Consider the following 22324-nt stretch of genomic DNA (forward strand, 5'->3'; position numbering starts at 1 on the left):
CTAGTGCTGTCTTTTATTGCCTGGGGGGGACTTGCCTGCCCCAGGCTTCCTGTTAAGAGAAAGGGAGAAAGCCTCTCATGATTCTGGAAATGAGAAATATATCCAAGTCCTTCGGCGCGGTACAGGCGCTGAAAGATGTCTCCTTCGATGTCCAGCCGGGAGAAATCCATGGACTGTTAGGAGAAAATGGGGCTGGCAAGACCACGTTAATGAATGTTTTGGCCGGAACATTCTTTCAGGATTACGGCAAAATTTTCATCGATGGGCAGGAAGTGGTTGGAATGACTCCGCGAAAAGCTGCGGAAAAGAAGATTAGATTTATTCATCAGGAACTGAATCTCTGCAACGATCTCACCGTGTTTCAAAATATGTTTCTTGGAGAGGAGTACACCAGGCACGCATGGAAGGTCGATAAGAAAAGGGAGCTTCTGCAATCCCAGGAAGTTCTTGATTCCATGGATACGCGAATCAGTGCTTCCACAACCGTAGGAGATCTTGATACCGCCCAAAAGCAGATGGTGGAGATAGCCAGAGCCCTTTTATTTTCTTCGGAGCTGATCATTATGGATGAACCTACCACGGCTCTGAACAACCAGGAAATTGAAAAACTTTTCACCATCATGACGACATTTAAAAAGAAAGGCGTTTCGTTTATTTATATTTCTCACAAAATGCCTGAGCTGTTTCGTATCTGTGACCGTTATACGGTACTGCGCGACGGAGCGTTTATACAATCGGGAATATTACGCGATATCGATGAGCATTATGCCACTGAACTGCTTGTCGGCAAGCGGTTTGTTCAGGCCCACCTGAAGGAGGGGCTTCCCTCGTATGTCACCGATGACGTGTTTCTGAATGTTCAGGGAGCGAGTGGAAAGAGCTTCAAGGATATCTCCTTTACCCTGCATAAAGGCGAAATCGTCGTATTTACCGGTCTGCAGGGGTCGGGTACCGAGGAACTGGCCACCGCTTTATTCGGTGCGACGCCCCTGGAATCCGGCAGGGTGGAGACAAAAGACGGATTGCTTACGATGAAAAATATCAGAGATATCATGCAAAGTGGCATAGGCATGATTCCCCGAAACCGGAAAGAACGGGGCATCTTACCTGATATGAGCATTCGTAACAACAATTCACTTGCCTATTTTGCAGCCAAACACAGGGGATTGTTTGTTCACCGTAAGGAAGAGGTCGATCGGTTTGAAAAGAACCGAAAACGGCTGGATATCAAAGTCGCCAATGCTATGAATCCGATCACCTCGCTTTCCGGGGGAAATCAGCAGAAAGTGATCGTAAGCCGTTGGCTGGAGATTGATGCTGATGTCTATATTATGGATAACCCGACTCAGGGTATTGATGTGGGAGCAAAATACGCTATCTACAAGCTGGTCATAGAACTTGCTTCCCAGGGCAAGGCTATTTTGTTTTTTACCAATGAATATCCTGAAATCCATCATCTGGCGGACCGTTGTTTCGTTCTTTATAAGGGAGAAATGGCCGCGGAGTTGAGTAAAGAGGAAATTTCGGAAGTTGCCATTATGGAATATTCGACAGGTACACACATGGAGGCACACGGGTGAAAGGTTTACCGTTGAACACAATTCAGGGAAAAGATTTCCTGAAAAATCTGACAGCAAACTACAGTCACTGGCTGAGTTTCATTATTTTGTTGATCGTTGCCATTGTTGTCAGCCCTTCCTTTCTTGCCTGGAACAATATCGCCAACCTGTTTGTTCAGGGCGCGGTAATCGGTATATGTGCAATGGGCATGAGCCTTGTTATCTCGGCAGGGATGATAGACCTTTCTGTTGGGTCGATAGTCGCTTTGATCAGTGGCTTCGGCGTTTCGGTTCTGAATAATACGCATAGCATTGTTCTGACGTTGCTCTTTTGCATAGGATCGGGAGTCATTCTCGGTTTAGTGAACGGCCTCTTGGTAACCAAAGGCAGAATTGCTCCGTTTATCGTAACCCTGGCAACCATGTCGGCCTGGCGATCGGTTATCAATCAGATGGGGCAGGGTGGGCCCTTTACGGTAGACAATCAGATGTACGCTCCCTTTCGGAATATTGCAGCCGGTCGTTTCTTTGGAATTCCGCATCTCATGATTTTCTTCATCATCATTTCTTTCATCACCGCAATGCTCATGTCGAAGACAAAATTCGGGACCTATGTGTATGCGGTGGGCTCTAACCAGCAGGCCGCACGGTTATCCGGTATCAATGTCGACAGAATCAAGATGTTTATATTCACCTATGCCGGAACACTGTACGGCCTGTCCGCTTTTTTACTGGCCAGCCGTTTAACATCCATCCAGGCGGCAAGCGCCGGTTCAGGGTATGAAATGGATGCTATTGCCGCGGTAGCCATCGGAGGAACCTCCATGGAGGGGGGGAAAGGTAAGATCATCGGTACCTTCCTGGGAGTTCTCATGCTTAGAATCATAAACACCGTTTTGATCATGGCCAATGTGCCTCCGTTCCTCAACGGTCTGGTAACCGGAATCATTATCATTGTGGCTGTTTTGGCACAGAGCACGAAGAAAGGAAGATAGGAGTAATGCTATGAATATTGGTATTGTGGGAGCCGGCGCTATGGCGGCCTATCATGTTAAGGGCTTCAAACGTGCAGGTGCTTCTGTCCTGGCGGTTGCAGATTTTAATAAAGAAAAGGCGGAAAGCTTTGGCAGGGAATTCGGAATCAAAAAAACCTGCAAGACCCTGGAAGAGATGCTTCAGACTTTTCCTGAACTGGACGCTGTATCCATTGCCACTCCCAATAAATTTCATGCATCCCTGGCAATTGAAGCCTTGGAAAAGGGAAAGCACGTATACTGTGAGAAACCCCCTGCCAGAAATGCAAAGGAACTGCAGGGGATGATTCATGCAGCAGAGAATGCCAAAAAGATTCTGATGTTCGGATTCAATAACCGTGCCCGTCCCGAGGCGCAGGCCATGGCAACCTATATCAGGGAAGGGGTAACGGGGCGCATCAATTCGGCTCAGGCTACCTGGATCAGGCGAGCCGGTATTCCCGGATTCGGCGGGTGGTTTACCGATAAGGAACTTGCCGGGGGAGGTGCGGTCATCGATCTTCTGCATATGATCGATTTGGCCCTCTACTTCATGGGGCACCCCGAACCCCGTCAGGTTTTGGCCGTTACCTTTAATGATTTTATGGGGAATCCCCACTTTAAAGGCCCCTGGGGCGTTGCCGACGGAACAGGTAAGATGAATGTTGAAACGGCTTGTCATGCTATGGTTACGTTTCAGGATGGACGGTGCCTTTTGATCCGAAATTCCTGGGCCGAGATGAACGAACGGGAAGAGGTTTCCGTCACGTTTCAGGGGGCTAAGGCCGGGGGAGTGGTGGAAGGCCTCTTTGGCAGAGATGGATATGATGAAACCATCATGTACAGAAATTGCCTTTTTACCGAGGAATTCGGCCGCCAGGTTAATCGTGAAATCATCACGGAACGGGATGAAACAATGGGGAGAATTGCAAATGCCGAGAACTTCGTACAAGGTATTACTGGCGAAGCAGATGTATTGAACACTCCCTCTGAAGCACTTGTGTTGATGCGTATCATTGATGCCATCTATGAATCGGCTCGTACCTCACGGTGTATTTCCCTGTAAATAGGAGCGAATATGAAACGACTGATAACATTGGCCTCCGGGCAATTTGGTGATCTGGGACTTGAAGAGCTCTGTGCTCTTGCCCAAAAGATGGGATATGACGGGCTTGAGCTTGCCACACATGCACATTTTGATGTGCAGAAGGCTTTGCATGATGAAAGCTATATCCCTTATGTACAGCAAACTTTGGCAAAATACGGTCTTGCATGTCGGGCCATCAGTGCTCATCTTACGGGGCAGTGTGTCTGTGACCTCTGGGATGAGCGGCTGGATAACTTTGCCCCTTCCAGGCTGGCGGGACAGCCCGAGGCAATCAGGGCCTGGGCCATTGAGGAGATGAAGGACACGGCCCGTGCCGCTCAGGCCTTTGGGGTTGATGTTGTCAATGGATTTACCGGTTCACCGATCTGGGCCCGGTGGTACTCCTATCCCCAGACCTCGGCCCAGATGATTGACGATGGGTTTAAGCTTGTCTATGACCTCTGGACCCCTATTTTTGATGTATTTGATGCCTGCGGGGTTACATTCGCCTTGGAGGTCCATCCGACGGAGATCGCCTTCGACTATTATACGACAGAAAGATTGCTCGAACTTTTTGAATACCGGCCGACTCTCGGGCTGAATTATGATCCGAGCCATCTGCTGTGGCAGGGCGTTGATGAGGTTGGATTTGTCAGGGACTTTGCGCAGCGAGTCTATCATGTTCATATGAAAGACGTAAAGATGCAGAAAAACGACCGGGCAGGCATTCTCGGCTCCTTTCTCCCCTTTGGGGATACAAGGCGGGCATGGGATTTTGTCTCCATTGGCCATGGAGATGTCGATTTTGATGGTATCATTAGGGAACTTAACCGGGCCGGGTATACGGGGCCTCTCTCTGTTGAATGGGAGGATTCTGGTATGGACCGCGAAACCGGCGCGACAGAGAGTTGTGCCTATATAAAGCGAATGAATTTCTCCCCTTCATCCATTGCTTTTGACAGTGCTTTGAAAAACGAGTGATATCCTTCCTTTTTCCCGGGAGGGGCTTCTTTGGACTTGTCTGTGCAAAAGATTGACTTCTCCACACATTAGACGTATCACGTATTAATGATACGTCTAATGGAGAAGAAAATTGAAAGTTTTATATCGGTATTAGTAACTACATATTATTATCAAAAGTGTTGAACAAGAATATCACTGATGAATTTTTAAATGACTGTTTACACTTATTCTCTTTTACAGACTTCTTGAATGGGCATACTCCATTATGTGTGTATCAAAAGATATTACTGGACAGTGCTGCTTAAATCCAATTAAGATAAGCAGAATCCCATTCAAAGAATTGAGTCCGGCTCATGTAAAGGATGATAAATGTTTTTAACTAAACCGGTAAATAAATTAGCAAAAAGCCCTAATATAAGAATAATATATCTAGATATACTAAAAATTTTCTCTGCCTTTGCAGTAATTATGATACATATTTTTGCTCCTGCTCTTAATTTCTATACTAATAGACTTTCTGATCTTGAAGTAGCGATTTGTGAAATTATTAGATACTTCTTTTCTTGGTCTGTGCCCTGCTTTGTAATGATAACAGGAGCATTATTATTGAATCAGGAAAAAGAGCTATCTTATAAAAAATTATTCACGCGGTATATACCGCGTATAATTTATGCTTTGTTAGTGTTTGGTATTCCATATGCCTGGTTAGAAATCCTTTATGATGAAAAGATATTTGCTATAGAACAAATAGGACAGGTTTTCATGAATATCCTAACAGGTAACTTATGGGATCATATGTGGTATTTGTATATGCTTATTGGTTTATATTTAATATTACCAATAATCAAACTCTTCGTGAAAATGGCAGATGAAAAAAGTTTAAGTATTAGCATCGTTGTGCTTTTTATCTTTAATAGTATAGTTCCATGGTTCCAACATCGAACAAATATAGCTATTGGAATACAATTTCCTATTTCATCAATTTATATTTTTTATTTGCTATGTGGGTATTTATTTTCGAAAAAGGATATCAGGAATATAATATTACCACTGATACTAATCATTATACCGCTCATTATTGATATTCTTATCGCTTTTGATATAATAAGATGGCTAGATTATTCTAACGATTTTAATTATAGTTCGCCGTTAATAGTTTGTATGTCGATAGGTTTCTTTCTTTTGGTAAAACAGTATAAAAAGCAAATACCAATAGTAGAAAACCTTTCTCGTCTGTGTTTTTGTATATATCTTATTCATCCATTGTTCATAAATATAATGTATAAGTTATTAAGATTTAATCCCAATTACTATCCCGTAGGTATTATTATGCCAATTTTAATGATAACAGTTACATCATTATCTTTAGTCTGTAGTTATATACTGTACAAAATTCATTTTTTAAGAAAATATGTTTTATGAGGCTACCTGTTGTCACCGTTTCAGTCATCGTTACCGTATACAATACCGCGCCCTATCTTGAGCGCTGCCTCGACTCTCTGCTTGCACAGAGCCTTGAGGATCTGGAGATCATCGTCATAGACGATGCATCTACCGATGGGAGCCGTGACATTGCCGAGCGGTATGCCGAAATTGATACGCGCATCCATTGTATTCCGCTTTCCGAGAACACCCCGGGTGGTACAGGGATTCCGTCGAATATCGGCATTCGCCAGGCCCGGGGCCGCTACGTGGGGTTTACCGACGGCGACGACTGGGTTGAGCCTGAGCTTTTTGAAACCCTCTACCGGGCGGCAGAGGAGAATGAGGCGGACTTTTCCCTTTGTGATTTCTATACCGCACCGGAGGGATGTGAGCCCATTGCCGCCTACGACCGTCATCACTGGAGCGGCCTTGCCCTGTCGGCTCCCATCGACCTTGATGAGGAGAGCCGCAGGGCACTTCTTCTCCTCTCGCCCGTCCCCTGGCGTAAGCTCTATCGTCGGAATTTTCTTCTCAGTCAGCAGCTCTTCTTCCCCGAAGGGGAGTTTTTTTTTGAGGACACCCCCTTTCACTTCTTTACCGTCCTGGCTGCCCGCCGGGTTATCCTTATCGACAAGCCCCTTTACTACCATCGCCTCTTTCGGACAGGCCAATCCATGGAAGGGGGAGGTACCAAATTCCTCGCCTTCATCGCTCATTTCGGTTTTATGGCCGATTTCATCACTTCCCGTGGTCTCTGGGACCAACATGGGATAGACTTCATTATCATGATGCTGAATAATGCCTACTGGGTCTGGGACCGGCTTGGCCGCAAGGAACGAAAGGCCTTTTTCCTCGATTGTAACCGCCTGCTGCATGCCCATCCCTCTGAGAAAAAGCGCCGGAAACGATTCCTCCGAAGAGACCAAAGGATTGCATTTTACATTGTTTACAAAAATATGATAAAAGTGTTTAGTATCTATATTACCCTTCGCAAGAAAGGGGTGGATGTATATAAAAAAATCATGGGTTAGGGGTAGGTATGCGAACGCTATTTCTCGTTGTGATTCTTCTGTGCTTCGCCTTCTTTCCTCTTGCTGCGGACGATGATCATAACGGTGTAAACATTGATGACCTTTTCGAGCTGCCTGCGGAAAGCGAAGAGCAGGATACCACAGAGCAGGAAGCCCAAGCGCCTCCTGAGGCTGCGGAAAGCAATGATGTGCTGAGTACTCTTCTCGATGACGATCGCTTTTTCTTTAAGGGCCAGTACAACTTTTCCTTTGGTTATTCGCCCGAACTTGCGTTCGATGATTTTAGCGACCTGGTTATCTACGACGCCGGTGCCACCGTCTCCCTCGATACCAGAATAAACTCCCGTTTTCGCGTCTTCCAATCCTACAGGATCGAACATCCGGATTACCTGTTTGATATTCCCGAGCTCTTCGGCGATTACACCCTTGGAAATCTTCTTTTCATGCGTTTCGGTATCCAAAAGATCTCCTGGGGAATTTCCTCCATCTTTCCCTTTACCAACCTTCCTGCCCGCCTCTCTGATGATTTCAACGACAGCCGGGACGATTTCTCCGAACGCTCCTTTAGTCTGAAAGTCGACTACCCCCTGGGAACCGGCGGCGTGGAACTTCTTGCCCTGACACGAAATGGCTTCCTCGACGACCCGGAGCACCCTCAAACATCTGAGGTCGGTTTTGGAGGGAAGATCAACATCGCAAACAGGCTTTTTGACCTCACAGTGGGTGATTTTTACCATGGTGAAATGCATAACCGCGCCTTCTACTCGCTGAAAACCACCCTCTTTGATCGGATAGAGCTCTACCAGGAGGGGCTGTGGGCCCATGCCACGGATGGCGAAAAGACGACGGCTCTCATCGCCGGGAAGGAGAAGATCGACAACGTCGACGACCTTTCCGCCAATATCGGCTTGTATATCGATTTTTTCGACGAACGTCTCCAGCTCCAGGGGGAATACTTTTTCAACGGGGAGGAGAGTGAGCTGGAGCTTGTCGATGTTACCTATCCCCTCTATTACGGCCACAATTATGCCCTCAACCTCGGGTTTAAGGCCTCGCCTTCGACAAGTTTGTTCCTCCAGGGGCGGTACAACCAATATACCGATTCCATGCTGCTTATCCCCGGGGCTCGCATAAAGCTTTACCCTGAGCTACAATGCTACGTTGCCGCTCCTCTGGTCTTCGGGCCAAAGACGGGTGGATATTATGTTGATAATCCCGATGCGAACGACCGGCGGGCTTTTCTCGTGCTTGCCGTCCGACTTTCCGGGACGGTCAAAAGGAACTGGTAATGGAAGATGATCTGGTGTCGATTATCACCCCCCTCTACAATGCGGAGGAATTCATTGCGGCAACGGCGCGGTCTGTCCTTGCCCAAAGCTACGAAGCATATGAATGGATCGTGGTGGATGATGGGTCCGGGGACGACTCTGTTGCTAGCTTGCAGAAGGCCGTCGGTGATAACGAAAAGGTGAAGATCATCAAACTTCCTGCCAACAAAGGGCCCATCGCGGCCCGCAATGCTGGTTTTGAGGCTGCCAGAGGCCGTTTTATCGCCTTCATCGATGCGGACGATCTATGGCTTCCCGAAAAGCTGGAGCTTCAGGTCGCCGCCATGAAAAGAAGCGGGGCGCCTTTGTCCTGCACCGGATATAAGAAGATTACCCGGGAAGGCTCCCTTACCACCGGTATCACCATTCCGATTCCCGAATACGGCTCTTATCGACGGCTGCTGCATTCCGATCACATTTGTGCCTCTTCTGCCATGTTCGATCGTTCCATTACCGGCGATATCAGGCAGTCCCACCAGGCACCGGTGGGGCGGGACGACTACCACTTTTTTCTGAGCATTGTGAAAGCCCACGGTTTTGTCTACGGCCTGAAGCGTGATCTGGTTCGTTTTCGGGTCTTTTCGGAATCTCTTACCGGGAACAAGTGGAAATCGGCGGGGCTTCAGTGGCAGCTCTATCGAAGGACCTACGGTTTTTCGATTTTCTCCTCGATGGAAAAATTCTGTGTTTATGCAGTAAAAGGATTTGCCAAGTACCTGTTATGATCACACTCGACGCTATTACCAAAGGCTATCAGCGGGGCAGTTCAGAAGTGGCGGCTCTCAGAGGAATTTCGATCAAGATCAAGAAGGGTGATTTTGTCGCCGTCGCCGGCCCCTCGGGATCGGGGAAGACCACCATGATGAATATCATCGGTCTTCTCGACCGACCTTCCTCCGGACGGCTCATGATCGAAGGTGTCCCGATGGATGATCTTTCCCGCCGTGAGCGTACCCGATTCCGGCGGGAGCATCTCGGCTTCATCTTTCAATCCTTCAACCTCATATCGGTCCTATCGGTTTTTGAAAATGTCGAATTGCCTCTTATCATCGCCCGCTCTCCCCTTTCTTCTTCTCAGCGGCGGAAGAAGGTAAGCGAGGTAATTAGGAGGGTAGGGCTCGACGGCAGGGAGGACCATAAACCCGCAGAGCTCTCCGGCGGACAGCAGCAGCGGGTAGCCATTGCCAGGGCACTGGTGACGGTTCCCACCCTCGTCATTGCCGATGAACCCACGGCAAACCTTGATTCGGCAACCGGGGAGAGGATCCTTTCGCTTATGAAAGAGATCAACCGGAATAACGGTACCACCTTCCTCTTTTCCACCCACGATCCGGTGATCAGGGACATGGCCGATCATGTGATTCTTCTCCACGACGGCAATGTCGAACGAGAGATCCTTGGAAGCGAGCGATAGACGATGTTCTTCCTGGTCATCAAATTCTTCGTGAAAAACTGGAAGAAGAATATGCTTGCCGCCCTTCTTCTTACGATGTTGACCTTTCTTTTTTTCATCGGCAATACCATCCTCAAGGAATCGGCAGAGGGGTTGCGGAACAGCTATACCGAGAATTTTACCGGCGACCTTGCAGTTTTTCCGCAGAGCGAGGAGTCCCTGAGCATCTTCGGGGTCAATAATCCCGCAATCGGGGAATTTTTCTCCATTCCGGTGTTAAAAAACCGCCGGGAGATCCAGGATATGCTGGATGCTAATGATAAAATCGACGCTTACACCTTTCAGCTCACCGGTTTCGCCGCCATGGATATTGCCGGCCGCCGTTACCAGAGCCTTATTTTTGGCGTTGATCCGGCCTCCTATTTTTCCTTCTTCCCCGGGATCGAGGTGACCGAGGGCTCCACGCTTCGTTCTCAGGAAAAGGGGCTGCTTCTTTCCGAAAAGCAGGCACAGCAGATCAAACGGGAGACCGGGCGCAGCCCCTCACCTGGTGATATGGTGATGCTCAGCTCCCTTGGGGAGATGGGCTTTCGCATTCTTGAGCTTCCTTTATGCGGGATCTATCGCAACCGCGGTGATATCGAACTGCTGAACGAGGTGGTTATAGCCGATGCCGATACTGTCCGGGCCTTGAACTCCGTCATGGTTGCCGGTGACTTTACTCCCGCGGATGACGCGGTCTCCCTGCTTGATGCGAATACACAGCTTGATGATCTCTTTGCTTCGCAGTTTATCGATGAACCGGAAGCGGCAGGTGGGGATCTTGGGGAGCTCTCCATCGATGAGCTGCGGAAGCAACTATCTTCCCCCAGAGCGAAGCGGCAGGGGGAGGGAAGCTGGAATTTTATGCTTCTTCGTACCGCTGCCGGCACCTCGTCCAAGGCCATTGCCAGGCAACTTCGCCCCCAGCTGTCGGCTCTCGGGGCCGAGCCGGTGCTCTGGCATCAGGCGGCCGGCCCTGCCGCCATGTTGGTCCTGCTGCTCCAGGCTCTTTTTAACGGAGGCTACTTTCTGGTGATGATAGCCGGGATTATCGGCATTGCCAACATGTTTCTCGTGGCCGTGTTCAGGCGTACTTCGGATATCGGAACCCTGAGGGCCGTCGGTGCCGAGGATCGTGATATCCGCCTGCTTGTCTACGGCGAGAATGTCGCGGTGGCTCTGGCCTCCGGAACAATCGGGGTGTTTCTTGCCTCTCTGCTTTTTGGGATAGTCAACAGTCGGGCCCTATCTATTGAGAATTCTCTTGTTGTGGCGTTGCTCGGTCGTTCGACCTTTCACTTCGAACCACATCTTGATACCGCCCTGGTAAGCATCCTCCTCTCCGTAGCGTCCGGCCTTGTAGCCTCTCTCTTTCCCGTTCGTAAAGCCCTGCAAATCGAGCCCGTTGTGGCCATGAGGAGGGGCTAAGGTGAGATTCTTTCATGCCATCGCTCTTTCGGCCCGCTACCTTTTCGGCCATTTTCGTAAGTACCTCTTTCTCTTCATTGCCCTAAGCTTCGGTTTTGCCTTTATCACCGTCATTACCTCCCTCTCCGCAGGCATGCGCGATGCCGTTTTCCAGGCCGCTCAGCTGCACTACGGCGGCGATCTCTTTGTCCTTGGCTTCGATCGCTCCCCCGAAATAATGATCCACGTGAAAGATGGTAAGGCGGTGGATGAGGCAATTGCTATATCTCAGCTAAATCCCCAAGCCGTTCTTTACCGCACCAACTGCTTTGAGACAGCCGCCCTTTATTTCAATGGGAAAGCGGTTAGGCAGAAAAATGTCTTTGGTGTCGACTGGGATGCCGAAGCATCGCTTTTCGATGCGGTGGATATGAGCCGCGGTGAGGATGAGGAGGTCAATCTTGATGGTGGTGATACCATCATCATTTCCGCACCCGTTGCCAAGCTGCTTGGGGCAAAGATCGGTGATACGGTGCTGCTTCAGGTCGATACGTTGACCGGACAAAAAAACAGCGCCGATCTTCGAATCGCGGGCATTATCAGCGATGCCTCGCTTTTCGGCTATTACCGAAGCTTCATGGACCGGCGGGCCCTTAACGCGCTTTTGGGAATGGATTCTGACGAATACTCCTCCGCCGGTCTCCTTTTTTCCGATTTGAAGGGGATTGATGAGAAGGCCGCACGGCTGCATAACTCCATCTCAAGCCTGTTGCAGTCGGCCCCCTACATGGCGGACCGGGATGATTTTTCCTATCAGCTGAGCCGGAGCTGGGATGGGGTTCGCTATTTTGTCCTATCCCTGCCGGTCTATGTCTCCCAGGTGACAGAGCTGCTGTTTGCTCTGCAGGGCGGCTCGTACATCCTCTTTGCCATGATGCTCCTGATCGTGTTTACCAGCAGCGTGCTTACCTATCGCCTTATCTTACATGAACGGCGAATGGAGTTTGCAACCATGCAGGCGATGGGCTTAGGGGAGGGGAGTCTCTTTGCCGTTCTTTTCTTCGAAGGGGCCATTCTTACCCTATTAAGTACCCTCTGCGGCTTCCTCTTTTCTCATGTCATACTGTTCATTCTTTCCCGTTTTTCCTATGATGCCATACCCGGCTTTGAGATCTTTTTGCGAAACGGCAGGCTCAGCGCCGAATTCTCTCCTGCCACCATTGCTGCCAATGTCGGGATTGTGCTTTCCGCCGTGGTGCTTGCCCTGTTGGGACCGGCGCTGAAGAGTCTTCGGGCCGATCTTGCCCAAGTCCTTGCCGGAGGTGAATGATGCGCAGATATATGTTTCTTTTGATTTTTACTATGGCGGCCGTCTCCGCTGCCTTCCCCCTCTTTGCCGTCGATTATCAAGCCTTGCTGAAAAAGGCCGATTCCCTCGTATCCTTTCCCGAGAGTGATTTTTCGGCCCGATATACCATCGTTCGTGATGTTCCTGGTGAGGGGCGCGATACCACCGAATGCGTTATCTTCAGGCGTGACGCGGAGGAGAAATATGTGATCCTGATCTCCGAGCCTGAGATCAACCGGGGCCAGGGCTATCTGAAACAGGGGGATACCCTCTGGTTCTATGATCCCGACAGCCGCAAATTCAACTCGACCAGTTCGAAAAGCCGCTTTCAAAACAGCAATGCCCGGAATTCCGATTTTACCCGTTCGACCCTTGCCGAAGATTACCGTGCCCTTCGCGGAGAGCGGACCAAGCTTGGGCGCTTCGATTGCTGGCTCTTGCGCCTGGAGGCTACCAACGATCAGGTAACCTATCCCATCATGAACATATGGATCAGCGACGACGGGCTTGTGCGCAAAACCGAGGATTACAGCCTATCGGGTACGCTGCTTCGAACTACCGCCATTCCCTCCTACCAAAGCCTCGGAACAAAACACATCCCCGGCTACATGCTTATCGTCGAGAATCTCGAGGGGGCGATGGTAAACGGCTCCTTTGTCAATGAGAAAACACAGATTACTATTACCCAGCCGACACTCAAAGAGCAGCCCAATTCCATTTATTCGAAGAATTTTCTCGAGCGCATGTCGCGTGAATGATGGGTGCTGATCAGGAGGACATTCTGAACTTCGTGTGCCTTTGACGATTTACCTTGCGGAATTTCAGGCCCCGGGGTGGACGGGGTTTTTTTGTGATGATTTTATATCACTATGATATATTCATGGGTCCTTTTAGTAGTGTCCCGAATATTGGTGGTAATGTGTCGTTTCCCCTGGAAAAAATCTTGCTTTTCCCCTCCTGCCTGTAATAAACGCTGAGAAAAAGAGTTAAGCTCCTTATACCACCAATATTCCTAACACTATATGCGCTTTCCAGCTAACAGGAAAAACATAGATGGTTAATTTTTGTCTAACAATTTTACTATAATATTGTTTATATGGTATATTAATTGTGTTCTTGGTGTAATATGAATTAATAATTTTACCGAGGTGGCGATGGGTACCGATTGGTTGGAACGACTGCAGGCCGGGGAAAGCGAGCTTTCCCGAACAGAACGGGATCTTGTTTCGTACATCAATAATCATCCCGAATTTGCTGTCTCACTTACCCAGTTGAAGCTTGCCGAGGCTGCCGGAGTAAGCAAGCCGGTAGTTATCAGCTGTTTTCGTAAGCTCGGCTTCGTTGATTATCGAAGCTTTCAGAATTCGATCGAACAATTCTTTTCTACGCAGATAGACGCCCTTCGTGCCTCTGAGCGTATGCAGGATCGGGTTCATTCCGTGGAAGAGCTTATCCATGAGGCCGCAGCGGTGGACATCCGCTCCCTTCAGCGGCTTGAGCGTTCGATCTCAGCGCAAACCCTCAACGACCTTGCCTCCCGTTGTTTTTCCGCCAGGACCCTCTATCTTTTCGGCGAGGGTACGGGCTACTATCCGGCTCACTACCTTGCTCAGCGCCTTCGGCGCTACGGGCGACAGGCCCTCATGGTGACCCAGGATCCGAGCCACCGCCCTGATCTCCTTCATCCGATGGGAAGTGACGACGTCCTTTTCCTTTTTCACTATAGCGACAACGATGCATGGCTGTGGCCGCTCCTCGATCTGGCACGTAAGCGATCGGTCTGGACCCTTCTGGTTTCGGCGACGATTCATCCCGACTATGTGGCCGGTGCTTCCTGCTTTCTTCACGTGCCCCGGGGTGAGTTCCAGTTCAAAAACAGCATTGCGGTACCCATGCATTTTGCCAACTTAGTCTTACTTGCCTGTGAACTGATCTATCGGAACGAGGTAAAGGAGCAACTTACGGCATTGGAATCGACCCGAGGAGCCTGGAATCGGGCATCGGGAAAAAACATTCGTAAACAAGGAGGAAAAGATGCCTAAAAAGGTATTATTGCTCTCGCTAATCGCTGTTTTGGTAACGGTGAATGGATTTGCCGGAGGGCAGAAGGAGACTTCACAGGGGCCTGTGACGATCCAGATAGCCTACCCTGTGGCGGTGGATGCCCCGGTAACGGAGATCCTCGACGGCTATGCCAGGGATTTTATGGCGAGCCACCCCGGGGTAACGATCGAGCCCGTCTACGCAGGTGGATACACCGACATAAAGACCTCTATCCAAACCGCCATCGATGGCGGAGGTCAGGCTCCTGCCTTGGCGGTCATGCTTGCCACCGACCTTTTTGACTTGGTTAACGCCCAGTATGTGGAACCCTTGAGCGACTACGTGGATGAGATGAAGGATGGTAAGACCTACCTGAACGATTTCCTCCCGGTTTTTCTTGATAACTCCTATTATCAGGGTAAGCTCTGGAGCCTTCCCTTTCAGCGGAGCGCTGTGGTGATGTACTACAACGCCGATCTGCTCGAAAAAGAGGGGATCACCCCACCTGACAGCTGGGATGCCCTTGCTTCGACCGCAGAGGCCCTGACTCTGAAGGATGGGGATGCTGTAAAACGCTGGGGCATCGAATGGCCTTCGGGATGGCCCTATTGGGTTTTTCAGCCCCTGGCGATTGGGGCCGGACAGAATATTATCGGCGAGAGCGATACCGAGGTCTACTTCGATAATCCTTCGGTAATCGATGCGGTGAAGTACTACAACAGTCTCTCTGCCACGTATCACGCAATGCCCGCTGGGGTGCAGTCCTCATGGGGAAATGTGGTGCCCAATTTTGTTTCGGGCAATACGGCGATGATCGTCCATAGTTCCGGCAGCCTTTCTAAGATCCTTTCCCAGGCCGATTTTACGGTTGGTGTCTGCGGTGTTCCGGGGAAAGAAAAAGGTACCTTTGCCAGCGTTCCCGGAGGCGGCAACATCTACATGGTCTCCGGCTTAAGCGATGCGCAGAAAAAGGCCGCCTTTGAGTTTGCCGTCTTTATGACCGACCCTTCCCGTGCCGCTCAGTTTTCCATTCAGACCGGCTATATCGCCACGCGAAAGCGTGCCTATGATCAGGACGTCATGAAGGAGTACATCAAAGAGCATCCCCAGGCATTGGAGACCCGAAAGGCCCTGGATAATGCAGGCAAAGAGCTTTCGCTGCAAAACCTGAACCAGGTCCGTACGATCTTCCACACCTATATCCAGGCCGCCTTTAACGGTGACATGACGGCTGAGGCTGCAATGGCTCAGGCCCAAAAGGAAGCCGATGAGGCTCTCAAGGATTTTAGATAACAATAACAGCCAACACCATTCCCGCTTACCGGCACCCGATCCCTTCGGTGCTGGTGGCGGGAGCGGTTCGGAGTGCCCATGATTCGAAAATCACACCCTCTCCTTCCCTATCTTTTGATTCTGCCTACGCTGGTTTTTGTTCTTATCTTCACCGTTTATCCCAGCATCTCAAGTATCGTCGGCAGCTTGTATCAGCATCGTCTCAACATTCCAAAGTATCGGGACCCTCAGTTCTTCGGCTTGGGGAATTACCGGGATCTCTTTGAAAGCCAGCAGTTTCGGCTCATTATGTCCAATACGGTGCGTTACGTGGTGGTTCTTGTTCCCGCCATGGTTGTGGCCTCGCTTTTTCTCGCCCTCTGGTTACGAAAAAAGCGTTTTGCCAGGCTCAGGGTTGCGATTTTTCATCCCACCATCCTTCCCATGGTATCTGCCGCAACGATCTGGCTTTTCTTTTTTACCCCCGACTATGGTCTCTTTAACTCGTTTCTTCGCCTTTTCGGCTATTCGGGACCGGAAAACTGGATTGGAAACCCCGACATGGCCCTGTGGGCGATGGTTATCGTTGCGTTCTGGAAGGATACGGGATTTTATATGATCTTTTATCTTGCCGGGGTGCAAAATCTACCGAAGGATGTTTATGAAGCCCTGGAAATTGAAGGGGCAGGGCCTGTGACCACCTTTTTCCGCTTTACCCTGCCGCTGCTGCGAAGGACCACCCTTTTTGTCACCACCGTGGCCGTTATCGGTGCCTTTCGAACCGTGGACCATGTCTTCGTGATGACCCAGGGAGGCCCCAGCGAGCGGAGTTCCCTTTTGCTCTACCACCTTTGGCAGGTGCGCTTTGAGAGCCTGAATGTGGGGCAGGCTTCGGCCATTACGGTCATTCTGATTCTCGTTCTTTTGCTGTTCACCATTGCGAATTTCATCTTCAGCGAAGGGAGGTCGAAGGATGTCTGATATCCATGCTGTTAGTTCCGGCTCGAAAAAACAGCCCCGGGTTAGCGCACGTGTACTGCGCTGGATTGCGGCCGCCCTTGGCCTCTGCCTTGCCCTTCTGTGGTCCATGCCCCTTATCTGGGCGCTGATCGCAAGCCTTCGGCCTGCTGCCGAGCCCTTTGCCCGTGGACAGATCTGGTTTGGTTCGGCTTTGAGCCTTGGAAACTACCTGCGGGCCTTTTCTCTGGCTCCCTTTGCCCTCTATTTCCGTAATACCCTGATCCTGGTTGTCATGGTCCTTGCTGTCCAGTTGGTAACCAGCAGCCTGGCTGCCTTTGCCTTCTCCTTTTATCGCTTTCGTGGAGAGCGTATCTTGTTTACCCTTATCCTGACGCAGATGATGATTCCCACCGTTGCGCTGCTGGTACCGAATTTCCAGACCATCCGGGTCCTTGGCCTGTATGACCACATCGCGGCAATGGCTGTTCCCTTTTGGGGAAGCGCCTTTGGTGTCTTTCTCCTGCGTCAAAGCTTTCTCGGTATCCCCAGAGACTATGGCGACGCCGCGCTGGTCGACGGTTGCAGCTGGTCCCGTATCCTTTGGCATATCTATCTGCCCATGGCCTCTCCTTCGGTGATAGCCTTTTCGATTTCTTCGATAAACTGGCACTGGAACAGTCTGCTTTGGCCCCTTATCATCACCCGCAGTGATGCCTCACGGCCGCTGACGGTGGGGCTTGCCCGTTTTACGCAGCTTGGAGAGATCGGAGCTCAGTGGGGATTGATGTCTGCGGCGACACTGATTGTGGCTTTGCCCCTTGTGGTTCTTTTCCTTATCTTCCAAAAGCGGTTTATGGAAGGCTATATGAGTTCGGGGTTGAAATGAAAAAAGCTACGGAAACCGTGTGCTGGCAATGGGCCGACCCCAAGCACTTTGAGGCACATCAAGATGATTTTATTCGACCGGTAGGGGAGATATTGGAGGAGCTGCATGGCTTTCTGCCTCCCTTTCAGGCTGCATCGAAGAGCGACAAGCCCATTGTTTTGGAGTGTGAATTGGAAGAGCCTGTCGGGCGAAGCGGCCTGAAAGTAGTTCGCCCCGAAGCGGACAAGAAGGACGAATCCTTTTGGGCCTTTCGACGGGGGAGGGCTATCCCCTCTCATCTCATCTTTGCCGAAAAGGAGCTTACACGCTGGGTGTGTCTGTGGGGCTGGAGAAAAAAAGATGGCTTCGTTATTCATACGATCTATCCGGGACGCAGTGCTCCACGGGAGATCCATGATCCCGCCATCACCCTCGATCAGTTATCATCTGCCATAGAATTTTGGCGTTGCCATGCAATAGTAGTAACAGACAAGGGGGAGTTCAGCCTTGAGCCGGAAGCCTGAACCCACAGCAGACAATCATATTCCGGCAATAAGCCTTCAATGGATTGAGACGTATCTGGGCCTGCATCTGCAGGAAGGTGTTGCCCTCTTTGATATCGATGGTACGGTGATGGATACCATCCCCCGCAATTACCAAATTCTTAAGGAGGCAGTCTCGATTATTCCCCGCTTACGGCCGATAGTTGATACAATCGGGCCGGAGGCGTGCGGCTGGAATGTCTTTACCCCCCTTTCCGGTCGCATCCAGCTTACCGATGCGGAATCCCGGGAGCTTCGCCGATTCTGGCGGCAGCGTTTTTTCACCGATTCCTACCTTTCCTATGATAGGCCTTATGCCGGTGTAAGGGAATTTTTGCAGGCGATTAGGAAACGGGGCCTGCCAATTGTCTATCTTACCGGCAGGGACAAGAAGAATATGAGTGCCGGAACCATCGCTTCGTTTCAGACCCACAATATCCCCGTCGATGAACATACCCGCTTCCTTTTTAAGCCGGATGCAGCCATACCCGATCTCTCTTTCAAACAGGATGCCTGTCGCCGCCTTGCCGAAAACGAGCACGTAGTTTTTGCTGTTGAAAACGAACCGGCCAATGCCAATATGATGGTGGAATACTTCCCCAGTGCGTTGGTGATGTTGGTCGAGACCATTACCAGCCCAAATCCGGCAGAGCCCGATCCCTCTATTATCCGGTTTTCCTCTTACCAGTGATCGTATTCGTGCCAACTATTATCCTATGTTAATGATTTTATGGTTAGGTTTCTGTACGTTCTATCTAAACAATGTCTACAAGGGGCACATTGAATATGATCGAACAGAAACAGATCCTAAGAAAAGGTACGCAAAGAGAATATTTCCTGGATTGGATCAAAGTGAGTGTCGTTTTGTTATTGGTGCCATACCATACCGCGGTAAGCTTTTCCCACATCGGGCATGCCTATATCTATATCGAACCTAAGATAGACTCGTGGTTCTATATTCTGATGTCCGATTTCCTCAACCTTTGGTTTATGAGAATACTTTTCTTCATTTCCGGAATCTCGGTATATCTGGGGCTAAGAAAGAGAACTCCGAAGGAGTTTATTGTCGAACGGTTCAAGCGGCTGATTTTACCGATTATTTTTCTGGTTTTGACCATTGGCCCTCTTTCCGGGTATGTCCTTGCCACCACCAGGTACGGGTTTACCGGTTCTTTCTTTGCGTTTTATCCCCAATTCTTTCTGAAATTGCACCAGTATCTCTTTTGGGCACAACTCTGGTATTGCGGCTACCTTTTTGTATTCTCTCTTATCGGCCTCCCGCTCTGTGTCTTTCTGAAGGAAAGGATAGGCATAGTTGAAAAGATCAACGGATTTCTTGCAAAAAAATATAATATTCTGCTTCCGGGAGTCGTGATTGTCATATTCGAGATGAGCCTGCGACCCTTTTTCCCCGGTTATCAATCGCTTATTGGTGATTGGGCCAACGAGGCAGTGTATGTTTCTCTTTTTATCTTTGGCTACATCATGGGACAGTCGAAGGATATTTTTCACGTTATGGCCCGGCATAGCAAACTGTACGGAACCATAGGAGCGATATCAAGCCTTGTATATCTCTACGTAAAGCGATTTTGTTCTTTTATTCCCGAGGGCTACGGCAAAGAGGTGCTTGTTGCTATGCTCTGGGGGATAGCCGCTTATGCATTAATTCTTTTTATTCTGGGATTCGCAAAAACCCATTTCTACAAGAATAGCCCCCTTTTAGCATACCTTTCCAACAGTTCTTTCGCCTTGTATGTGTTTCACTATGCTATTATTACGTTTATCAACTTCTTTCTGTTAAAGAGCAACATGAATCACTACCTTGTGTGGGGCCTGACAACCATCAGTACCTATCTTGTGTTTACGCTTCTTTTTGAGTGTGTTCTTAAACGAAGTAGCTTTTTTTGTTATATTTGTTCCATACGGAAATAGGAACATCGATATCGAGGGTACTTAAATGACTGCAGATATAAAGGCCTTTCTTCTTGAAAAATTGGGGAAATATGCAGATATCCCTGATGAAGAGATGGATATGATTATAGCGAAGCTGCGGTCGAAGTATATTGCTAAACATGATTTTTTCCTGCAGGCGGGGGACAGTACAAGTAGCCTTGCATTCATCTACTCAGGTTTTTTCAGAGTCTACTGTATCGATAGTTCGGGAAATGAAAAAACCTTATCGTTTCGAAGAAACGGGCAGTTCCTTTCCGGATATTCCCCATTTCTTGAAAAGAAAGAAATTTGGTATTCCATTCAGGCCTTGGAAGATGCCGAGATCGGTTATATCAATTTTGCTGATTATAAGAAGTTGGAAGGCGGGCATCCCTGCTGGAATGAATTGATAAAGAATTATGTTACGAAATTGTTTATAGAAAAAGAGCAGAGGGAACGATCTTTGCTGCTCGATGATGCGACAACACGGTACCTCCGTTTTCTGCAAGATTATCCCGGTTATGAAGAAAGGATTCCCCAATACCATATCGCCTCATATTTGGGGATAACTGCGGTTTCACTGAGCAGGATACGGGCGGCAATAAAGAAATCTGGGCCCCCCGCACTTGAGTGACGGATTATCTGCCCGGAGTCGAGCCGATAAGCAGCCGAATTCATCATTAGGTACATTTTAGATTGTAATATATAGTAAAATATGTTACAGTAATATATATTACTATATAAGAGTTTGGAATGAAATTCTATGCACGAGAACGCGAATTAGAAATACTCGAAACACAATATAAACAAGTTCGAAATACATCGATAATGACAGTGATAACGGGGAGAAGAAGAATAGGGAAAACATCGCTGTCAAAACTTTATTCAAAAGGAAAAAAAACTCTATATTTGTTTGTTTCAAAAAAAGATGAGGTACTTCTGTGTGAGGAGTTTACTCAGGCAATAAAAGAAAAGTTCGATATCCCTATATACGGAAACGTTCGTAGGTTTAAAGATGTATTCAAGATAATAATGGATATCGGTCAGAACGAGAAAATTATTGTAATATTAGATGAATTTCAGGAGTTTTTCCAAATAAACCGATCAGTATATTCAGACGTACAGAACGTATGGGATCAATATAAGAATACATCAAATATACACCTCATCTGTATAGGATCAGTTTATTCATTAATGACTAAAATATTTAAGGACAGTAAAGAACCTCTATTTGGAAGGGCAGATAGAGTAATGTATCTAAAACCATTCCCTCCACATGTAATAAAAGAAATATTGGAAGATGAGAATAGATATAGTAATGAGAATTTATTCATAAACTACCTACTTACAGGCGGGGTTCCTCGCTATCAGGAAATATTATTAGCAAATAAGAAATTTAGTGAAGAAGAAATATTGAGATTTTATTTTAAAGTAGATTCACCATTCATAGAGGAAGGGCGAACGATTCTAATAGAAGAATTTGGGAAAGAATATGGAACCTATTTTTCTATTTTAGAGCTTCTATCAGAAGGACGAACTTCACGAAGTGAAATTGGATCAATATTAGAAAAGGACATTGGAGGGTATTTAGAGAAATTAGTAACTGATTATAATATCGTTGGAAAGATAAAGCCTATAGGAGCAAAACCAACGGGAAGAATCCAGAAGTATTGTATAAGTGATAATTTTTTGAAATTCTGGTTTCGATATGTATATAAATATAGAACGGCCATTGAGAATAATAATTATGAATATATAAGAAATAAATTGAAAGAAACTCTGAAAAGTTATAGTGGCCCTATACTTGAAAAACTTTATCAGGAAATCTATCGAAACTCTGGGAAATATATGGAGATAGGAAATTACTGGGAAAAAGGGAATCAGAATGAAATCGATATAGTCTGTATTGATGAATTGAATAAAAGAATAAAGATAGCAGAAGTAAAGCTGAATAAAGATAAGATTAACATAACCGAGTTAAAGGAAAAGTCACAGAATTTGATTAAGAACTATAAAGAATATGAAAAAGAATATATTGGACTGGGCTTGCAGGATATAGATCATGTAGTGAAAAATGAAGGTTTATAACCGGTATAGCATCGTGACCGAACCCG

At 48.2% G+C, this 22324-nt stretch carries 21 protein-coding genes; all 21 read left to right on the plus strand.

The window, feature by feature from the left end:
* Positions 1 to 77 precede the first annotated feature (77 nt).
* The 21 genes from SPIRS_RS03575 (at position 78) to SPIRS_RS03675 (ending at position 22298) form a co-directional block, all read left to right on the plus strand.
* Positions 78 to 1580 carry a sugar ABC transporter ATP-binding protein gene (locus SPIRS_RS03575; protein ID WP_013253305.1) on the plus strand — a complete coding sequence of 501 codons (1503 nt, stop codon included), beginning with the start codon at positions 78 to 80 and terminating at the stop codon, positions 1578 to 1580.
* The gene (locus tag SPIRS_RS03580; protein WP_013253306.1) at positions 1577 to 2554 is read left to right on the plus strand and encodes an ABC transporter permease; all 978 of its coding nucleotides are present in this window, start codon (positions 1577 to 1579) and stop codon (positions 2552 to 2554) included. Before SPIRS_RS03575 ends, SPIRS_RS03580 begins: the two co-directional genes overlap by 4 nt.
* Positions 2555 to 2564: 10 nt before the next feature.
* Positions 2565 to 3638 carry a Gfo/Idh/MocA family protein gene (locus SPIRS_RS03585; protein ID WP_013253307.1) on the plus strand — a complete coding sequence of 358 codons (1074 nt, stop codon included), beginning with the start codon at positions 2565 to 2567 and terminating at the stop codon, positions 3636 to 3638.
* 12 nt (positions 3639 to 3650) lie between these two features.
* Positions 3651 to 4640: a sugar phosphate isomerase/epimerase family protein gene (locus SPIRS_RS03590; protein WP_013253308.1), complete on the plus strand. Its 990-nt coding sequence runs from the start codon at positions 3651 to 3653 to the stop codon at positions 4638 to 4640.
* Between the two features lie 351 nt (positions 4641 to 4991).
* Positions 4992 to 6044 carry an acyltransferase gene (locus SPIRS_RS03595; RefSeq protein WP_013253309.1) on the plus strand — a complete coding sequence of 351 codons (1053 nt, stop codon included), beginning with the start codon at positions 4992 to 4994 and terminating at the stop codon, positions 6042 to 6044.
* The gene (locus tag SPIRS_RS03600) at positions 6041 to 7078 is read left to right on the plus strand and encodes a glycosyltransferase family 2 protein (RefSeq protein WP_013253310.1); all 1038 of its coding nucleotides are present in this window, start codon (positions 6041 to 6043) and stop codon (positions 7076 to 7078) included. The genes SPIRS_RS03595 and SPIRS_RS03600 overlap by 4 nt, the downstream gene beginning before the upstream one ends.
* An 8-nt stretch (positions 7079 to 7086) precedes the next feature.
* On the plus strand, positions 7087 to 8367 hold the full coding sequence (locus SPIRS_RS03605) for a hypothetical protein (protein WP_013253311.1): 1281 nt from the start codon (positions 7087 to 7089) through the stop codon (positions 8365 to 8367).
* A complete protein-coding gene (locus SPIRS_RS03610; RefSeq protein WP_013253312.1) occupies positions 8367 to 9131 on the plus strand; it encodes a glycosyltransferase family 2 protein in 765 nt (254 codons plus the stop codon). Before SPIRS_RS03605 ends, SPIRS_RS03610 begins: the two co-directional genes overlap by 1 nt.
* Positions 9128 to 9820, plus strand: a complete 693-nt coding sequence (locus SPIRS_RS03615) for an ABC transporter ATP-binding protein (RefSeq protein ID WP_013253313.1) — start codon at positions 9128 to 9130, stop codon at positions 9818 to 9820. The genes SPIRS_RS03610 and SPIRS_RS03615 overlap by 4 nt, the downstream gene beginning before the upstream one ends.
* 3 nt (positions 9821 to 9823) lie before the next feature.
* A complete protein-coding gene (locus tag SPIRS_RS03620) occupies positions 9824 to 11269 on the plus strand; it encodes an ABC transporter permease (RefSeq protein WP_013253314.1) in 1446 nt (481 codons plus the stop codon).
* Position 11270: 1 nt separating this feature from the next.
* A complete protein-coding gene (locus SPIRS_RS03625) occupies positions 11271 to 12578 on the plus strand; it encodes an ABC transporter permease (protein ID WP_013253315.1) in 1308 nt (435 codons plus the stop codon).
* Positions 12575 to 13354 carry an outer membrane lipoprotein-sorting protein gene (locus SPIRS_RS03630; protein WP_245537692.1) on the plus strand — a complete coding sequence of 260 codons (780 nt, stop codon included), beginning with the start codon at positions 12575 to 12577 and terminating at the stop codon, positions 13352 to 13354. Before SPIRS_RS03625 ends, SPIRS_RS03630 begins: the two co-directional genes overlap by 4 nt.
* A gap of 396 nt (positions 13355 to 13750) precedes the next feature.
* On the plus strand, positions 13751 to 14638 hold the full coding sequence (locus tag SPIRS_RS03635; RefSeq protein ID WP_013253317.1) for a MurR/RpiR family transcriptional regulator: 888 nt from the start codon (positions 13751 to 13753) through the stop codon (positions 14636 to 14638).
* Positions 14631 to 15932, plus strand: a complete 1302-nt coding sequence (locus SPIRS_RS03640) for an ABC transporter substrate-binding protein (protein WP_013253318.1) — start codon at positions 14631 to 14633, stop codon at positions 15930 to 15932. Before SPIRS_RS03635 ends, SPIRS_RS03640 begins: the two co-directional genes overlap by 8 nt.
* Before the next feature lie 78 nt (positions 15933 to 16010).
* Positions 16011 to 16892 carry a carbohydrate ABC transporter permease gene (locus SPIRS_RS03645; protein ID WP_013253319.1) on the plus strand — a complete coding sequence of 294 codons (882 nt, stop codon included), beginning with the start codon at positions 16011 to 16013 and terminating at the stop codon, positions 16890 to 16892.
* Positions 16885 to 17757, plus strand: coding sequence for a carbohydrate ABC transporter permease (locus tag SPIRS_RS03650; RefSeq protein ID WP_013253320.1), 873 nt, complete (start codon positions 16885 to 16887; stop codon positions 17755 to 17757). The genes SPIRS_RS03645 and SPIRS_RS03650 overlap by 8 nt, the downstream gene beginning before the upstream one ends.
* Entirely contained in the window at positions 17754 to 18260 is a 507-nt protein-coding gene (locus SPIRS_RS03655) for a hypothetical protein (protein WP_013253321.1), read from the plus strand. Before SPIRS_RS03650 ends, SPIRS_RS03655 begins: the two co-directional genes overlap by 4 nt.
* On the plus strand, positions 18244 to 18969 hold the full coding sequence (locus tag SPIRS_RS03660) for an HAD family hydrolase (RefSeq protein ID WP_013253322.1): 726 nt from the start codon (positions 18244 to 18246) through the stop codon (positions 18967 to 18969). The genes SPIRS_RS03655 and SPIRS_RS03660 overlap by 17 nt, the downstream gene beginning before the upstream one ends.
* Before the next feature lie 95 nt (positions 18970 to 19064).
* Entirely contained in the window at positions 19065 to 20210 is a 1146-nt protein-coding gene (locus SPIRS_RS03665; RefSeq protein WP_013253323.1) for an acyltransferase family protein, read from the plus strand.
* Positions 20211 to 20235: 25 nt separating this feature from the next.
* Entirely contained in the window at positions 20236 to 20844 is a 609-nt protein-coding gene (locus tag SPIRS_RS03670) for a Crp/Fnr family transcriptional regulator (RefSeq protein WP_013253324.1), read from the plus strand.
* Positions 20845 to 20963: 119 nt separating this feature from the next.
* Positions 20964 to 22298 (plus strand): ATP-binding protein, encoded by a 1335-nt coding sequence (locus SPIRS_RS03675; protein ID WP_013253325.1) that lies wholly within the window; start codon positions 20964 to 20966, stop codon positions 22296 to 22298.
* Positions 22299 to 22324 lie beyond the last annotated feature (26 nt).

This window comes from Sediminispirochaeta smaragdinae DSM 11293 (genome assembly GCF_000143985.1).
Taxonomy (GTDB): Bacteria; Spirochaetota; Spirochaetia; order DSM-16054; family Sediminispirochaetaceae; genus Sediminispirochaeta; species Sediminispirochaeta smaragdinae.

What these genes read in the sequence shown, in the direction of transcription:
- SPIRS_RS03595 (WP_013253309.1), top strand. Translation starts at nt 4,992, where the DNA reads ATGTTTTTAACTAAACCGGTAAATAAATTAGCAAAAAGCCCTAATATA.
- SPIRS_RS03590 (WP_013253308.1), top strand. Translation starts at nt 3,651, where the DNA reads ATGAAACGACTGATAACATTGGCCTCCGGGCAATTTGGTGATCTGGGA.
- SPIRS_RS03630 (WP_245537692.1), top strand. Translation starts at nt 12,575, where the DNA reads ATGATGCGCAGATATATGTTTCTTTTGATTTTTACTATGGCGGCCGTC.
- SPIRS_RS03675 (WP_013253325.1), top strand. Translation starts at nt 20,964, where the DNA reads ATGAAATTCTATGCACGAGAACGCGAATTAGAAATACTCGAAACACAA.
- SPIRS_RS03665 (WP_013253323.1), top strand. Translation starts at nt 19,065, where the DNA reads ATGATCGAACAGAAACAGATCCTAAGAAAAGGTACGCAAAGAGAATAT.
- SPIRS_RS03605 (WP_013253311.1), top strand. Translation starts at nt 7,087, where the DNA reads ATGCGAACGCTATTTCTCGTTGTGATTCTTCTGTGCTTCGCCTTCTTT.
- SPIRS_RS03640 (WP_013253318.1), top strand. Translation starts at nt 14,631, where the DNA reads ATGCCTAAAAAGGTATTATTGCTCTCGCTAATCGCTGTTTTGGTAACG.
- SPIRS_RS03600 (WP_013253310.1), top strand. Translation starts at nt 6,041, where the DNA reads ATGAGGCTACCTGTTGTCACCGTTTCAGTCATCGTTACCGTATACAAT.
- SPIRS_RS03635 (WP_013253317.1), top strand. Translation starts at nt 13,751, where the DNA reads ATGGGTACCGATTGGTTGGAACGACTGCAGGCCGGGGAAAGCGAGCTT.
- SPIRS_RS03610 (WP_013253312.1), top strand. Translation starts at nt 8,367, where the DNA reads ATGGAAGATGATCTGGTGTCGATTATCACCCCCCTCTACAATGCGGAG.
- SPIRS_RS03575 (WP_013253305.1), top strand. Translation starts at nt 78, where the DNA reads ATGATTCTGGAAATGAGAAATATATCCAAGTCCTTCGGCGCGGTACAG.
- SPIRS_RS03650 (WP_013253320.1), top strand. Translation starts at nt 16,885, where the DNA reads ATGTCTGATATCCATGCTGTTAGTTCCGGCTCGAAAAAACAGCCCCGG.
- SPIRS_RS03585 (WP_013253307.1), top strand. Translation starts at nt 2,565, where the DNA reads ATGAATATTGGTATTGTGGGAGCCGGCGCTATGGCGGCCTATCATGTT.
- SPIRS_RS03645 (WP_013253319.1), top strand. Translation starts at nt 16,011, where the DNA reads ATGATTCGAAAATCACACCCTCTCCTTCCCTATCTTTTGATTCTGCCT.
- SPIRS_RS03655 (WP_013253321.1), top strand. Translation starts at nt 17,754, where the DNA reads ATGAAAAAAGCTACGGAAACCGTGTGCTGGCAATGGGCCGACCCCAAG.
- SPIRS_RS03615 (WP_013253313.1), top strand. Translation starts at nt 9,128, where the DNA reads ATGATCACACTCGACGCTATTACCAAAGGCTATCAGCGGGGCAGTTCA.
- SPIRS_RS03670 (WP_013253324.1), top strand. Translation starts at nt 20,236, where the DNA reads ATGACTGCAGATATAAAGGCCTTTCTTCTTGAAAAATTGGGGAAATAT.
- SPIRS_RS03620 (WP_013253314.1), top strand. Translation starts at nt 9,824, where the DNA reads ATGTTCTTCCTGGTCATCAAATTCTTCGTGAAAAACTGGAAGAAGAAT.